Source organism: Rahnella sp. RFA10(1/100) (assembly GCF_004195115.1).
GTDB lineage: Bacteria > Pseudomonadota > Gammaproteobacteria > Enterobacterales > Enterobacteriaceae > Rahnella > Rahnella perminowiae.
On sequence record NZ_SEWR01000002.1, the window covers coordinates 158326 to 172168 of the forward strand.

General features: G+C 54.5%; 13 protein-coding genes. 9 read left to right on the forward strand and 4 right to left on the reverse strand.

The window, feature by feature from the left end; genetic code table 11:
* The first annotated feature begins 5 nt into the window (after positions 1-5).
* From mepA to ETV65_RS07540, 4 genes are all read left to right on the forward strand, one after another.
* The gene (gene mepA / locus ETV65_RS07525; protein ID WP_165383708.1) at positions 6-857 is read left to right on the forward strand and encodes a penicillin-insensitive murein endopeptidase; all 852 of its coding nucleotides are present in this window, start codon (positions 6-8) and stop codon (positions 855-857) included.
* Positions 858-902: 45 nt separating this feature from the next.
* A complete protein-coding gene (locus ETV65_RS07530) occupies positions 903-1703 on the forward strand; it encodes a sulfite exporter TauE/SafE family protein (RefSeq protein ID WP_129952288.1) in 801 nt (266 codons plus the stop codon).
* Between the two features lie 97 nt (positions 1704-1800).
* Positions 1801-2358: an elongation factor P hydroxylase gene (locus tag ETV65_RS07535; RefSeq protein ID WP_129952289.1), complete on the forward strand. Its 558-nt coding sequence runs from the start codon at positions 1801-1803 to the stop codon at positions 2356-2358.
* Between the two features lie 32 nt (positions 2359-2390).
* Positions 2391-2672 carry a YfcL family protein gene (locus ETV65_RS07540; RefSeq protein ID WP_129952290.1) on the forward strand — a complete coding sequence of 94 codons (282 nt, stop codon included), beginning with the start codon at positions 2391-2393 and terminating at the stop codon, positions 2670-2672.
* 71 nt (positions 2673-2743) lie between these two features.
* Here the strand turns inward: ETV65_RS07540 and mnmC are convergent, their stop codons facing one another.
* Positions 2744-4774: a bifunctional tRNA (5-methylaminomethyl-2-thiouridine)(34)-methyltransferase MnmD/FAD-dependent 5-carboxymethylaminomethyl-2-thiouridine(34) oxidoreductase MnmC gene (gene mnmC, locus ETV65_RS07545; RefSeq protein ID WP_129952291.1), complete on the reverse strand. Its 2031-nt coding sequence runs from the start codon at positions 4772-4774 to the stop codon at positions 2744-2746.
* A gap of 169 nt (positions 4775-4943) precedes the next feature.
* Here mnmC and fabB point away from each other — a divergent pair, with 169 nt between their 5' ends.
* The 4 genes from fabB (at position 4944) to ETV65_RS07565 (ending at position 9551) form a co-directional block, all read left to right on the forward strand.
* Positions 4944-6164: a beta-ketoacyl-ACP synthase I gene (gene fabB / locus ETV65_RS07550; RefSeq protein WP_129952292.1), complete on the forward strand. Its 1221-nt coding sequence runs from the start codon at positions 4944-4946 to the stop codon at positions 6162-6164.
* Between the two features lie 205 nt (positions 6165-6369).
* Positions 6370-6849 carry a DUF2946 domain-containing protein gene (locus ETV65_RS07555; RefSeq protein ID WP_129952293.1) on the forward strand — a complete coding sequence of 160 codons (480 nt, stop codon included), beginning with the start codon at positions 6370-6372 and terminating at the stop codon, positions 6847-6849.
* 85 nt (positions 6850-6934) lie between these two features.
* On the forward strand, positions 6935-8407 hold the full coding sequence (locus ETV65_RS07560) for a PepSY-associated TM helix domain-containing protein (protein WP_129952294.1): 1473 nt from the start codon (positions 6935-6937) through the stop codon (positions 8405-8407).
* Positions 8408-8423: 16 nt separating this feature from the next.
* Positions 8424-9551, forward strand: a complete 1128-nt coding sequence (locus ETV65_RS07565; RefSeq protein ID WP_129952295.1) for an SLC13 family permease — start codon at positions 8424-8426, stop codon at positions 9549-9551.
* On the opposite strand, the gene ETV65_RS07570 is transcribed toward ETV65_RS07565, so the two are convergent.
* The gene (locus ETV65_RS07570; protein ID WP_240782818.1) at positions 9544-11031 is read right to left on the reverse strand and encodes a PLP-dependent aminotransferase family protein; all 1488 of its coding nucleotides are present in this window, start codon (positions 11029-11031) and stop codon (positions 9544-9546) included. The genes ETV65_RS07565 and ETV65_RS07570 overlap by 8 nt on opposite strands.
* Before the next feature lie 100 nt (positions 11032-11131).
* On the opposite strand from ETV65_RS07570, the gene ETV65_RS07575 reads away from it, so the two are divergent.
* Complete coding sequence (locus ETV65_RS07575; RefSeq protein ID WP_129952297.1) at positions 11132-11584, forward strand: rhodanese-like domain-containing protein; 453 nt, start codon at positions 11132-11134, stop codon at positions 11582-11584.
* A gap of 19 nt (positions 11585-11603) precedes the next feature.
* On the opposite strand, the gene flk is transcribed toward ETV65_RS07575, so the two are convergent.
* A complete protein-coding gene (flk, locus tag ETV65_RS07580) occupies positions 11604-12653 on the reverse strand; it encodes a flagella biosynthesis regulator Flk (RefSeq protein WP_129952298.1) in 1050 nt (349 codons plus the stop codon).
* Between the two features lie 242 nt (positions 12654-12895).
* Complete coding sequence (locus ETV65_RS07585) at positions 12896-13801, reverse strand: DMT family transporter (protein WP_129952299.1); 906 nt, start codon at positions 13799-13801, stop codon at positions 12896-12898.
* Positions 13802-13843: the final 42 nt, after the last annotated feature.

Sequence of the window (13843 nt, forward strand, 5' to 3'; positions counted from 1 at the left end):
GTCCGATGAAACCTTTACGCACGTTCCCGGCGTTTCGTGCTGTTTGCGCCAGTCTTCTGGCGCTTGCACTTTGCGCACCTGCGATGGCGGCAACGCCGTGGCAGAAAATTACTCAGCCGATTTCCGGCACGCCGGAAGCGATTGGCAGTTATGCCAACGGTTGTCAGGTTGGTGCACAGCCCTTGCCGCTGAACTCTCCGGCCTATCAGGTGATGCGTACCGACCAGCGCCGCTATTTCGGCCAGCCTGATTTACTGGCATTTATCACCCGTCTGGGCACGCAGGCTCAACAAAAAGGACTGGGTACCCTGCTGGTCGGTGATATGGCGATGCCGGCTGGCGGGCGCTTCAGCAGTGGTCACGCCAGCCATCAGTCCGGGCTGGATGTGGATATCTGGCTGCAACTGCCGCGTCAGCGCTGGAGCGAACAGATGTTGCTCAGGCCGCAGCCTATCGATCTGGTCAGTGCCAACGGTAAATCCATTGTGCCCTCTCAGTGGCAGCCACGGATCGAAACGCTGATCAAAATGGCAGCACAGGATAAAGATGTGGTGCGGATCTTCGTCAATCCGGCTATCAAACAACAGCTCTGTCTTGATGCAGGAACGGATCGCGAATGGCTGCATAAGGTACGTCCGTGGTTTGGTCATCGCGCGCATATGCACGTTCGTCTGCGTTGCCCGGTAGGTAACCTCGAATGTGAGAATCAGGCACCACCGCCTGCGGGTGATGGTTGTGGCGCAGAGCTGCAAAGCTGGTTCCTGCCACCTAAGCCGGGCAGCGGAAACCCGGTGAAAAAAGAGCCCCCTCCGTTGCCGCCTTCTTGTCAGGCGTTGCTGGATAAACACGTTCTTTAACAGGTTTTACTTACTCTTCGCCACGCATAGCGAGCTGACAGAAAAATGGACTGGTTGATTGTTGCCCCGTGGGTTTTGGTTGTTTTATTTTTCGTTGCACTGTTTGCCGGTTTCATTGATTCCATTGCCGGTGGTGGCGGGCTGATCAGCCTGCCGGCGCTGCTTGCGGCAGGTGTGTCACCGGCACAGGCCATTGCGACCAATAAGCTGTCATCGATAGGCGGATCCTTCTCCGCCAGTCTTTACTTTGTACGGCGTGGTGTGGTGAATCTCAACGATCAAAAACTGAATATTGCCTGTACCTTTACGGGATCAGTGATCGGCGCGATCCTTATCCAGCATCTGCGCGCTGATATGTTACGTCAGGTTTTACCGCTGCTGATCATCTGCATTGGGTTGTATTTTTTGCTGACGCCGCGTCTGGGCGAAAGCGACCGGGCAAGGCGCTTAAATGCACTGCCGTATGCGCTGGTAGGCGGCGGTTGTGTCGGGTTCTACGATGGCTTTTTCGGTCCCGGTGCCGGTTCTTTTTACGCGCTGGCTTTTGTGACGTTATGCGGGTTTAATCTGGCAAAAGCCACGGCACATGCAAAAGTCCTGAATTTCACCTCCAACTTTGGCGGCCTGCTGTTTTTCATACTTGGCGGCAAAGTGGTGTGGGTGCTGGGATTTGTGATGATGGCGGGGCAGTTTATCGGTGCACGTCTGGGCGCGCGGATGGTGCTGAGCAAAGGTCAGAAGATCATTCGTCCGATGGTGGTCATCGTTTCCGTGGTGATGAGCTGCAAGCTGATTTATGACAATCATGGCGCTGAAATCCATCAATGGATAAGCCTGCATTTATAATGGCAGGCGCTGCAAAATGCTTGCCTGAGGTCATGAAATCGGGTGTGTAAACAAGGGTATATTGTCGCCTTTCCCACTTACTGAGTTTTACCGTTTTATGTCAGATTCGACTGCAACACATAACTATCATCAACTGATCGACATTTTTGATTCCTGCTTCTTTGAGGAATTTAACGTTCGCCTGGTCAAAGGCGACGACGAGCCGATCTATTTGCCTGCTGATGAGCAGACCCCTTTTAACCGGATTGTGTTTGCACACGGTTATTATGCCAGCGGCATGCATGAAATTTCCCACTGGTGTGTGGCTGGCGCTGAGCGCCGCAAACGGGTGGATTTCGGTTACTGGTACTGCCCGGACGGCCGCGATGCGCAAACGCAAAGTGAATTCGAGAAAGTGGAAATCAAACCACAATCTTACGAATGGCTGTTCTGTGTGGCGGCAGGTTTTCGTTTCAACGTCAGTTGTGACAACCTGAGCGGCGATTGCGAACCTGACCGCGTGGGTTTTCAGAACAAAGTACGCGAAGAAGTGCTGCGTATGCTGGAACAGGGTATTCCTGAAAGACCGGCACGCTTTATTAAAGCGTTACAATCGTTTTACAATACGCCCCCATTGACGCCTGCAGATTTCCCTGCGTTGCAGCCGATCGAATAAGACCCCGAATACCTGTTACGAGAGGAAGAGTAATGATCGCAGAATTTGAAACGCGGATTTTAACGCTGATCGACGATATGGTCGAAAGCGCCAGTGACGACGAATTGTTTGCCAGTGGCTATCTGCGGGGCCATCTGACGGTCGCCGTGGCAGAAGCGGAAGAAAACGGTGAACACACTGCTGAAGCACTGAAAATCCGTGTTCAGGATGGCCTGGACAAAGCCATCAAAGCCGGTGAGTTGTCACCACGCGATCAGGCTTTAGTGCAGGGCATGTGGGAAAATCTGTATCAGGCTTCCCTGCCTCAGTTTTAGGGGACGCTATTTTGTGAAAAAGCGCAGCGACGGGTTAACCGGCTGCGCTTTTTTATTGCCTCAGTGGCCGGTTAATGTGATTCGACCGGGCGGCCTTTCAGCAGTTTTCTGACCCACATCCGGTTTGGATTCAGCGCCGCCAGTGTGTCGCTGTCGAGCGGCAATGGTTCACCGGCAATCTGTGCAGCCAGTATTTCTGCCCCCAGGGGGGCGGAGCTGAGGCCACGGGAGCCGAGCGCGCCAAACAGAAACAGGTTTTCATACACCGGCGCGTCTGCAATCGGGCGATGGCGCTGAATATCCAGATCCAGTTTTTTATAGCTTTCCAGCAACGCGTCGTAATCGGACACCGAACCGATCATCGGCAGATGATCCCGCGTTGCACAACGCACGCCGTTCCTCGCCTCACTCTGACTGACATCCACCTCATGTGGCCATGGTTGTTCCGGCAGGCAGTTCAGCAGCCGCTGGCGGTTTTCCTGCTGATCGTCTTCACGGTAATCCGTGCATTTATCCGCACGGTGATAGCTTGCGCCAATGCAATGATGCTGATTTTGCGGACTGACCGGGGTCATATAACCGTCATAACACAAGACCTGTTTAAGTTTGCTCAGTACAGGTGTGGTCGGAATATGCGAAACCTGACCGCTGACCGCGTAAACCGGCAGTTTTTCGGTCTGGCTGAAATCAGTGATGTCCGCGCCGTTGGCCAGGACAACGCCCTGATGACGGGCAACATGGCCATCGGCAAAGGTCAGCACCCACTGTGAATCTGCATCATAATTTAATGCGGTTGCGCGCTGGCGATAATGCATGGTTAAGCCCCGGGTTTCGGCAAGCGAAATCAGGGACGCGGTCAGTTCAGCCGGACACAGCCAGGCACCGAGCGGATAAGTTACGCCGCCGCTGCCGCACGGCAATCCGCATAGTGCTTCCACGTCTTCTTCACTTAATCCTGTTGCCAGTTCTCCCGGCCAGCCACCGTTAATGATGCCGTCAATTTTGCCCTGACTTTTTTCGTCATACCCGAGTTGCGTGACGCCACTCCAGCCGTGATCGAAAGACACATCCGCCTTTTCAAGTTGCGCATACTGGCGGCGGGCGAAAGTGAAAGCATGGGCAAAGAAGTTCTCCAGTGTATCGCCGCGGCCGTTGAGCAACGGATAAACCGCCCCCTGACGGTTGCCGGAAGCACCGAGTGCCGGTTTTTCATCGGCGCAATACAGCGTGACCGCAAAACCACGTCGAAGTAATGCCAGCGATAACACAGCACTGGCGACGCCGCCGCCGAGAAGGGCAAATTCAGTGACATTTTTCGCCGCCGGACGCACATACCACGGTGCGGGATGAGGTACGTCAATTCCTGCGGGCAGCACACCGGCTAACATATGTCGCTTTTCGCCGAACCCCGGTACCTTACTGATGTCAAAACCTGCGCTTTGCAATCCGCGGCGGACAAAACCCGCCACGGTGAAGGTGGCGAATGTACCCTGCGGTCGGGTCATTTTCGCCATTGAACGGAATAAATCCTCTGTCCACATGTCCGGATTTTTGGACGGGGCAAATCCGTCGAGAAACCAGGCGTCGATCTGTTGATTCATACTGGTGTCACATGCCGGAAGCAGGGTAGTGACATCGCCGAACCACAGGTCAAGCGTGATACGCCCGTCTGCGAGCAGCAGGCGGTGACAGCCGGGAAAGGGCATTGGCCATTGTTCGCAAAGTTGTGCCGAATACGCGGCCAGCTCGGGCCATTGTGTGTGTGCTGTCGCCAGATCACGGGCGGACAACGGAAATTTCTCGTAGCTGATGAAATGCAGACGTTGCAGCGTGGCGTCGGGCTGCGCTTCGCGGAATGTCCCGAAGGCTTGCCACAGCGACATAAAGTTCAGACCGGTGCCAAAACCGGTTTCGGCGATAATGCACAGCGGGCGAGGGTGGCCGGCAAAACGTGCCGGAAAATGATTGCCATTGAGAAAAACATGTCGTGTTTCCAGCAGGCCGTTCTGATTGGAAAAATAGACGTCATCAAAATGTCGGGAAACAGGTGTACCCTGTTCGTTCCAGCTTAATTCTGCGGGCGTGATCGGGTTGTGGCTCACGTGAAACTCTCTCAGTTCAAGGCGATGCCGAAGTTTAACGCTGCCTTAGAACCCGCGCAAATTTACCACGATTTACACAAGGAATTGCTGATCGGACTTGTTCGGCGTACAACTGTACGCTAGAGTGCGTGACGAAATCCCAAATGGTGAATAGTACAAGAGGTATTAAATGAAACGTGCAGTGATTACTGGCCTGGGTATCATCTCGAGCATCGGTAACAACAAGCAGGAAGTTCTTGCATCTCTGCAGGAAGGTCGCTCTGGGATCACCTTCTCGCAAGAGCTGAAAGATGCCGGGATGCGTAGTCACGTCTGGGGTGATGTCAAATTAGACACCGCAGGCCTTATCGATCGTAAGATTGTGCGTTTCATGAGTGATGCCTCGATCTACGCTTATTTATCCATGCAACAGGCGATTGAAGACTCCGGTCTGACCCCTGAAATGGTATCCAACGAACGTACCGGCCTGATCGCAGGTTCCGGCGGCGGTTCTCCGCGCAATCAGGTCGCGGGCTCCGACGGTATGCGTGCCAAAGGCCTGCGCGGCGTAGGCCCTTACATGGTGACCAAAGCGATGGCTTCCGGCGTGTCTGCCTGCCTCGCAACACCGTTCAAAATTCGCGGCGTTAACTATTCCATCAGTTCTGCCTGCGCCACCTCTGCACACTGCATCGGTAACGCGGTAGAAATGATTCAGCTGGGCAAACAGGATGTGGTGTTTGCCGGTGGCGGTGAAGAACTGTGCTGGGAAATGGCGTGTGAATTTGACGCGATGGGCGCACTGTCCACCAGCTACAACGAAACGCCGGACAAAGCATCCCGTACCTACGACAAAGCGCGTGACGGTTTCGTTATCGCAGGTGGCGGCGGTATGGTTGTTGTCGAAGAGCTGGAACACGCTCTGGCACGTGGCGCGCATATCTATGCAGAAATCGTTGGCTACGGCGCAACATCTGACGGCGCAGATATGGTGGCTCCTTCTGGCGAAGGCGCAGTGCGTTGCATGAAAATGGCAATGAACGGTGTAGATACTCCAATCGATTACGTTAACGTTCATGGGACTTCTACCCCGGTCGGCGACGTTAAAGAACTGGGCGCTATCCGTGAAGTGTTCGGTGACAAAACGCCGGCGCTGTCTTCGACCAAAGCCATGACCGGTCACTCTCTGGGTGCCGCAGGCGTTCAGGAAGCGATCTACACCTTGCTGATGGCTGAATACGGCTTCATCGCGCCAAGCATCAACATCGAAAACCTTGATGAGCAGGCCGAAGGTATGGATATCATCACTCAGCCAACGCAGCGTGAACTGACGACGGTGATGTCTAACAGCTTCGGTTTCGGTGGCACCAACGCCACGCTGGTGATGCGTAAGCTGAAAAACGACAAATAATACTGTCCGTTAATGTCTGTATAAAAGCCTGCTTCCGAGCGGGCTTTTTTGTCTCCGCCATCCTTCAGGCCGCCTCTGCGTTGGCGTGCCGGGTTTCTGAGGAATTATTCGCCCGCGGTCGTGATAGAACCTGAATGATTTCGGGTGTATATCTCAACAATTCAGGTACAATTTCGCCGCTTCTTATTTTCACCTTGTTGACATAATGCTCTCACTCCGACATATCCATCATCGACATTTGCACTTCCCGGCCTGGCTCGGGATGGTGGCGATACTGATGTTGTTTATTGCGCCCGTGGTGTCTAAATCGCTGGTGGCAGAGGGTGTGCAGCATAGGATGATGCCCGGCATGATGATGTCCGGGATGGACATGTCGGACGGGGAAATGGCTGACATGGATATGTCAGTGCATTCTGTATCATCGGAAGAGCATTGCCAGACGCCCGCCTGTCAGTCTGCGCCGCAGGATACCGTGAAAGCTATGCTTTCTGGCGACATGAGCGATGCCGCGTGCGGTTATTGCGTGTTGCTGGTGCATTTACCCCTGCTCGATTTGCAGGCTATGCCCATGCAGTGGTCGCTGGATGTTTCCAGCCGTGCTCCACCGTGCGCTGCCATACCGCATCTTATTCCTTCGCTGATATTCACGGATTCCCAACCCCGCGCACCGCCTGTTTTTCTGTAACTGCCTCTGAATAATTTCTTTCAAGTTAACCGCGATTTTTATCGCTGTTGACGGCGTGTTATTTGAAATTCAGGAAACCAGATTTATGAATCAACCTGCAAACCTGCCTTCCAGCGCGGGTAAAAAAATGCCTGCGCAAGCGGCCTTTATGGCGTTGCTGCGCCGTGTGCATTTTTACATTGGCCTGTTCGTCGGACCCTTTATTTTTGTCGCTGCGCTGACCGGTACACTGTATGTACTGACACCTCAGTTGGAAAATTATCTCTATGCCGGCGCATTATTTACCGCCTCAAAAGGAGAGGCGCAGCCGCTCTCCCGTCAGATAGATGCGGCGCTACAGGTTGCCGGTCAGGATAAAAAAATCTACGCCGTCAGACCGGCCCCCTCTGCGGGGGAAACGACGCGTGTGATGTTTTCTGATCCGCAACTCGGAGCATCTAAGAGCCGTGCAATTTTCATCGACCCCATCACGCTGGCGGTGAAAGGCGACATGACGGTGTACGGCACCAGCGGCATTTTGCCTTTCCGCACCTGGCTGGATGATTTACATCGCGGCTTATTGCTGGGCGATACAGGCCGGATATATAGCGAGCTGGCTGCCTCCTGGTTGTGGGTGGCAGCATCGGGTGGCGTCGTGCTCTGGTTCAGTGGTCGCCGGAAACCCCGACCACTGCGTAAGGTCAGTGGCAAGGTACAACAGCAGCAAAACAGCCGTCGCTGGCACAGTTCGCTCGGCCTGGTTTTGCTCGCCGGTTTACTGTTTTTCTCCGCCACCGGCCTGACCTGGTCACAATGGGCGGGGGACAATATCGGCGTGTTACGTGCCCATATGGGCTGGATGACGCCCGGCGTGAAAACCAGTCTGGATCCACAGACGGTTGCCGGGCCGGTCAGTGAACATGCCGGGCATCAAGCGCCGATGGCTGATATGCCTGATATGCCGGGAATGAACATGTCGGCACACAGCATGCCTGCTGCATCACCAGCCGCCGTTGTTTCTGCACAGACTTTTGATGCGGTAGTACAGGCAGCGCGTGAGGCGGGTATTGCGGCGAACAAGATTGAAATCCGTCCGGCGTATAACACGGGGAAAGCCTGGACAGTGACCGAAGTTGATCGCAGCTGGCCAACGCAGGTGGATGCGGTATCGGTCAATCCCCGTTCCCTGCAAATCGTCGATCACGTGCGGTTTGCTGATTTCCCGCTGCTTGCCAAACTCACCCGCTGGGGTGTGGATGCGCATATGGGCATTCTGTTTGGCATCTGGAATCAGGCCATTCTGGTGATTTTTGGTGCCGGGCTTTGTGTGATGATTGCCTGGGGATATCGCCTGTGGTGGCTGCGCCGCAGCGTCAACAGTACCGACAGTCATCCGGCCACGACATTGCTACAAACCTGGCGGTCTGTGCCGTTCAGGCTGCAATGCCCGATTTTGGTGATCACGATCGGTCTGGCAATTTCATTGCCCGTGATGGGCGCGAGCTTACTTATTTTCCTGCTGATTGATGTTATCCGCTGGCAGCGGCGCAATTCTTCGCGTAACGTCAGCGAATTCTGAACAGTGAAGAAAAGACATGTTGATGGCGGCGTTCGGCTCTGTATTTAAGCCTTTTTTACGTGACAGATTTTTGCATCTGTTAATTCTGCTTGGTGTCATTCTGACCCTGTTTCAGCCTGAGGAAATCAGCCTGTTTCCGCAGTTTGTGGACTGGGACACGATCGTCACGTTGCTGGGTTTACTGATGCTGACCAAGGGCGTTGAGGTCAGCGGTTACTTTGATTTTGTAGGCCGTAAGATGATTAACGCCATCGACAATGAGCGGTGGCTGGCGCTGTTTCTGGTCACTGCTGCAGCACTGTTGTCCACGTTTATGACCAATGACGTCGCGTTATTTATCATCATCCCGCTGACGATCACGCTGAAGAAACTGACGTCGTTACCGGTGACGCGGCTGATTATCTTTGAAGCACTGGCGGTGAATGCCGGTTCACTGCTTACGCCGATCGGTAACCCGCAAAATATTCTGTTATGGAATAAATCCGGTCAGTCCTTCCTGCATTTTATCGGACAGATGACACCGCTGGCGCTGGTCACTCTGGCTGCCTTATTGCTGGTGACCTGGTTTTGTTTTCCGTCGCACAGCCTGAAAAAAATTGAGAACAATCAGGGATATCCTTTTCAAAAAGGTCTGCTGGTGAGCTGTGTTGTGCTCTACGCGGTATTTATCGCCTGTGTTGATCTGGGGCTGGCCCTGTATGGTTTGCTGGCGGTGATCCTGTGTTTTTTACTGCTGGCGCGAAATGTCCTGCTGCGCATCGACTGGCCGCTGATCCTGGTGTTTATCGTGATGTTTATCGATGTGCGTTTACTGGTCGGGATGAATGCCCTGCAGCCAGCGTTTACGCATATTCACGGGCTGCCTGATTACGGTCATTATCTGCTGAGCATCGGGCTTTCTCAGGTCATCAGTAACGTGCCCGCGACAATCCTGATGATTAATTATTTACCCTCCGGACCGTTGCTGGCCTACGCCGTCAATGCCGGTGGTTTCGGGCTGGCGATAGGATCGCTGGCCAATCTTATTGCGCTGCGCATGGCGAATGACAAGAAGATCTGGCTGCGGTTTCACTATTATTCTTTCCCGTTCCTGTTGTTCAGCGGCGGCGCGGGCTGGTTGTTATTGACGCTGTTTGTTAAATGACTGGTACCTTCAGCGACGCCAGACGGTTTACTGCGATGGTGATTTCAGCCGGGGTTAATGCCGAGAAACCGAGCAGCCAGCCGTCCTGATGTTGGGTCACTAAACCGGCGCTGGCGGTAAACAGAGGTGAAAGCCGTGGCGTTTCGACACCAGCCTGGGCGGCAAGCGCGCTGAAATGCTGTTCCTGTCCGGCAGGCAGACGGGCGGCGAGTTGTAACCCCCCGGCGGCAACCTGAGGGCTCAGCCATTCAATTTTTTGCTTAATTTGCGTCAGCAGATGGTCACGTCGGCTGTGGTAAAGCTGACGCGAAAAGCGCAGATGTGAAGCGAAATGCCCGGCCTGCATAAATTCCGCCGTGACGGCCTGCATCAGCTGTGAAGAATGACCGTCATTCACGGTGCGCAGCGTCACCATCGGTGCCACCAGCGCAGGCGGTAAGACGGCATAGGCCAGCCGCAAAGACGGGAATAAAACTTTCGAGAAGGTTCCCAGATAAATGACCTGCTGATGTTTATCCAGCCCTTGCATAGCCGGAAGCGGCCGCCCGTCGTAATGCAGTTCACTATCGTAATCATCTTCGATGATCCAACTGCCGTGACGTTTCGCATAGCCGAGCAGATGTAAACGGCGTGACAAACTCAGGCTGACACCGGTCGGATAATGGTGCGACGGCGTCAGGTATATCAGGCGCGGCACAGGTGAATCAGCGCCCGGCACCATTCCCTGTTCATCAACCTCAATGGCGCAAATATCGGCTCCGGCGCTGGCAAACGCGTTGCGTGCACCCGGATAACCCGGCTGCTCAAGCCACACCGTATCTGCGGGATCAATCAGGAGCATCGCCAGCAATTGCAGTGCCTGTTGCGAACTGGTGGTGATAAGGATTTGTCCGGCGCTGCAAATGACCCCGCGTGACTGCTGAAGATAGCTGGCAAGCGCCTCGCGCAAGGGCAAATACCCCTGCGGGTCGCCATATCCCAGCAGGCGTTCGCCCTGAGTCCGCAGCTGTCTGGCGGTTACTTGCTTCCAGATTTTCAGCGGGAAGGCGCGCAGATCAGGCGAACCGGCTGCAAAGGCGACGGGCGCTTGCGGGTCACGACAGCCGCCGTTGGCGATAATTTTCTCACCCCGCGCTGACAAGCGCGCAAACCCAGGCGATAAGACCTGGCTGTTTCGGGAGGACAGGGCGGTGGGCAGTGAGCGGCTGACAAAAGTCCCCTTGCCGGTATGGCGCTGAAGATAACCCTCTGCTTCTATCTGTGCGTAGGCGGCTTCTACGGTGACCCGTGAGAGTTTCAGGTCAGAGGCCAGAATACGCGAAGACGGCAGGCGTTCTCCTCCGGTCAGCGCACCGGTATGAATAGCCTTGCGCAACGCTGAACACAGCCGGTCACGCAAACCTGCCGCAGCGTCTGAACCGGTGATGGCTGTGTTTTCGAAAAGCGTAATCAGTGCAGAGGGCTGAGACAAGATGCGCATAATGGGTCTTATGATTGGCTTGAAATTGGCATTAATCATAAGACCAAAAACGGCGATGATGGAACTGTTTTCAGTCATATCATTTAACGAGGAAGTGTTTATGCAACCAGAGTCTTATGTTTTAGGATTTGCACCACCATCACCTGAAATCAGTGCTGCATATCTGTTGTCGAAACTGAGCTTTTATACCGATGCCGCCGATGTCGCTGCGGATTTACAAAACGGTGTGAACACAATCGTGGTGATTGATACCCGTTCTGCTGAACATTATGCAGGTGGCCATGTGCCGGGCGCGGTCAGTTTTCCGCATAAACTGATGACGGCAGAAAGTACCTGCGAACTCAGTAAAGACGTGGTTTACGTAACCTATTGTGACGGAATCGGATGCAACGGTTCGACGCAGGGCGCGTATAAACTGGCCCGGCTTGGATTCAGGGTGAAGGAAATGATTGGCGGACTGGATTTCTGGATCCGCGATCAACACCCGGTTGCGGTGGGTGAAGAACGCGGACAGTATTCACGGAAACAGGCACCGCCAGATTGCAGTTGCTGAAAAGAGGTTAACGGCGTGCTTAAAACAGTAACCACAGCAGAAGCAGAACCACCACGAACGCAATAAATACCAGCGGCTTGCCGCCCATCGCCTGCATGGAAGGGGGCAACATCGCGATAAACGGGTTCATGATCGGTTGCGGATCGGTACGTGTCACCGTGGTGAAGGTATCGTCTATGTCTTCTGTGCGCGCAGAGCGGTCAACCCGCTGGCTGAACAGAACGCCAATCAGATCACTGACCTGAACCTGCGTCAGCGGCGTGGACAGCGTCGCGCTGAAACGATTTTCGGCATATTCCGTCAGTTGATGAATTTCATGGGTGCTGGCCGGCTGCTTGAGCACGCTCAGCAACGTGGTCAGCGTCGGTGCGGTGGTCTGCTGGCTGAGCGACGCTTTCACCTGCATAAACTGGCTGAGCACCTGAAAATGCTTCGCCGGTATCGGTTCGCCCACTTTCACACCAACCAGCGTAAACAGTTCCTGCCAGACTTTCACAGGGGCTTCGCCGGTAGCAGCGCTGAGACGGGTTACCAGTTGTTGCAGGCTGTTATGCTCGGCAGGCAGCAACGGACGATCGGTGACCGGTGTCTGCTGGGGCTGCGGAATATTCATCTGACGGGTCTGGATCAGATCCAGCACCTGTTGCAGCTGCGGATGTGTCAGCTGACTCAGTACGGTATGACCAAAATTCTGGCGGATAAAATCGCTCACCGCCTGACGGTTGTTACCCTGCGGCAGCAGCTCGGTCAGTTGCAGCATCAGCTGGCGTGAGGCAAGGCTGTCCTGGGCCTGTGTAAGTTTTCCCTGTAACAGCGCTTCGGCCTGCGGGAATTGCTGAGAGGTGATTTCCGCACCGTTTGGCAACGCAAGTTCGTGGCGCAGATTGGCCCAGATCTCAGCAGATTTGATGGGCGTCAGCGCCATCAGTTTGACGATCAGTTTTTCCAGCGTGGTGCGCTGTACCGGCGTTAAGGGCAGTTCAGCGCCCGTTTTAGCCGGAACGGTCTGACCCTGCGGTTGTGTTCTGTTGTCGCCAACCGGCATGCCCGGGCCGCTCAAAGGTTGCATATCACCGTCCTTCGCTGGAAATTTAAAACGTCGCTTAAACTCAATGATAAGTCAAAAGCACGGCGCAGAGCGCGGAAGCGCCTCATCATACCTGCAAAGTGTTTTAATCGACACCGTGAATAGCAGGCTGAGAAAGATTCTTCAGAATATTGTTTCCTAAAACAGCAGAGAAAAACGTCTGGCGGGGCGCGAAAGCAGAAAGTGGGGGAGGTGCCACCCTCTTATTAAGGATGGCATACCCTTTAGCGAATTTTGTTTTGTTCCGCAGGCGCGGCGCGGGTGAACAGCGGTTTACGCAAGCGCTGCGCCAGAATGACCCCGACAAGCGTGATACCGCCGCCAATCAGATGGTAGCTGTGCAGGTGCTCGTGCAGGAACAGCACGGCGATCACTGCCGTGAAAATCGGCGACAGGTTCATGAAAATAGACGCTTTGTTGGCACCCAAACGGATCACACCCTGGATCCACAAAAACGGCGCGATGATCGACGCCGGGATCCCCGCGAAAAGCACCAGCGGAATATTATGTGCGGTCAGGCTGACATCCTTCGCGAGCAGAAAGTTTGGCAGCAATAATAAAACGCCGAAAATGATCTGCACATATAACGATTGCCAGTTCGGCAGCGGGATCGCCCAGCGCTTGGTCAGCACCCCATACAGCGCATAGGAGGCCGAAGCCGCAAACATCATCAGCTCACCGGTGCCGATACCGTGTTGCAGCAGCTGCGCCGGCGAACCGGCACTGACCAGCCAGACTAAACCGCCGAGTGAAATAATACTGCCCAGTGCGACGCCCACTGTTGGCACTACGCTCAGCACAAACAGGCCAATCAGCACGGTCAGCAGCGGGATCAGCGAATTCAGGATGCCCATAAACAGCGCACTGACGCTGTGTGCGGCGTAGTATGCCAGACTCTGATACAGCACCATGCCCAGCAAGCCCAGTATCAGCAGTTTCCACCCGTATTGTTTCACCGCCCGGAGGTTACGCAGCACGCCGGGCAGCACGAAAGGTGTCAGCGTCAGCAGTGCCAGAAGCCAGCGGTAGAACGAAATGGCAGCAGGATCAATTGCGCTGGCCGAGGCTTTACTGACCACAGCATTCAGTGACCAGATCAGGACGGCAAGCAGGGGAAAGAGCACATTCATTGAGTCGTATTCCTGAATAAATCGTCACGCCAGTGTACGGTT

Bases quoted from the DNA above. Each gene is read 5' to 3' on its own strand.
- mepA (WP_165383708.1), top strand. From the start codon at position 6: ATGAAACCTTTACGCACGTTCCCGGCGTTTCGTGCTGTTTGCGCCAGT.
- ETV65_RS07535 (WP_129952289.1), top strand. From the start codon at position 1,801: ATGTCAGATTCGACTGCAACACATAACTATCATCAACTGATCGACATT.
- fabB (WP_129952292.1), top strand. From the start codon at position 4,944: ATGAAACGTGCAGTGATTACTGGCCTGGGTATCATCTCGAGCATCGGT.
- ETV65_RS07575 (WP_129952297.1), top strand. From the start codon at position 11,132: ATGCAACCAGAGTCTTATGTTTTAGGATTTGCACCACCATCACCTGAA.
- ETV65_RS07585 (WP_129952299.1), bottom strand. From the start codon at position 13,801: ATGAATGTGCTCTTTCCCCTGCTTGCCGTCCTGATCTGGTCACTGAAT.
- flk (WP_129952298.1), bottom strand. From the start codon at position 12,653: ATGCAACCTTTGAGCGGCCCGGGCATGCCGGTTGGCGACAACAGAACA.
- ETV65_RS07570 (WP_240782818.1), bottom strand. From the start codon at position 11,031: ATGCGCATCTTGTCTCAGCCCTCTGCACTGATTACGCTTTTCGAAAAC.
- ETV65_RS07560 (WP_129952294.1), top strand. From the start codon at position 6,935: ATGAATCAACCTGCAAACCTGCCTTCCAGCGCGGGTAAAAAAATGCCT.
- ETV65_RS07565 (WP_129952295.1), top strand. From the start codon at position 8,424: ATGTTGATGGCGGCGTTCGGCTCTGTATTTAAGCCTTTTTTACGTGAC.
- ETV65_RS07540 (WP_129952290.1), top strand. From the start codon at position 2,391: ATGATCGCAGAATTTGAAACGCGGATTTTAACGCTGATCGACGATATG.
- ETV65_RS07530 (WP_129952288.1), top strand. From the start codon at position 903: ATGGACTGGTTGATTGTTGCCCCGTGGGTTTTGGTTGTTTTATTTTTC.
- ETV65_RS07555 (WP_129952293.1), top strand. From the start codon at position 6,370: ATGCTCTCACTCCGACATATCCATCATCGACATTTGCACTTCCCGGCC.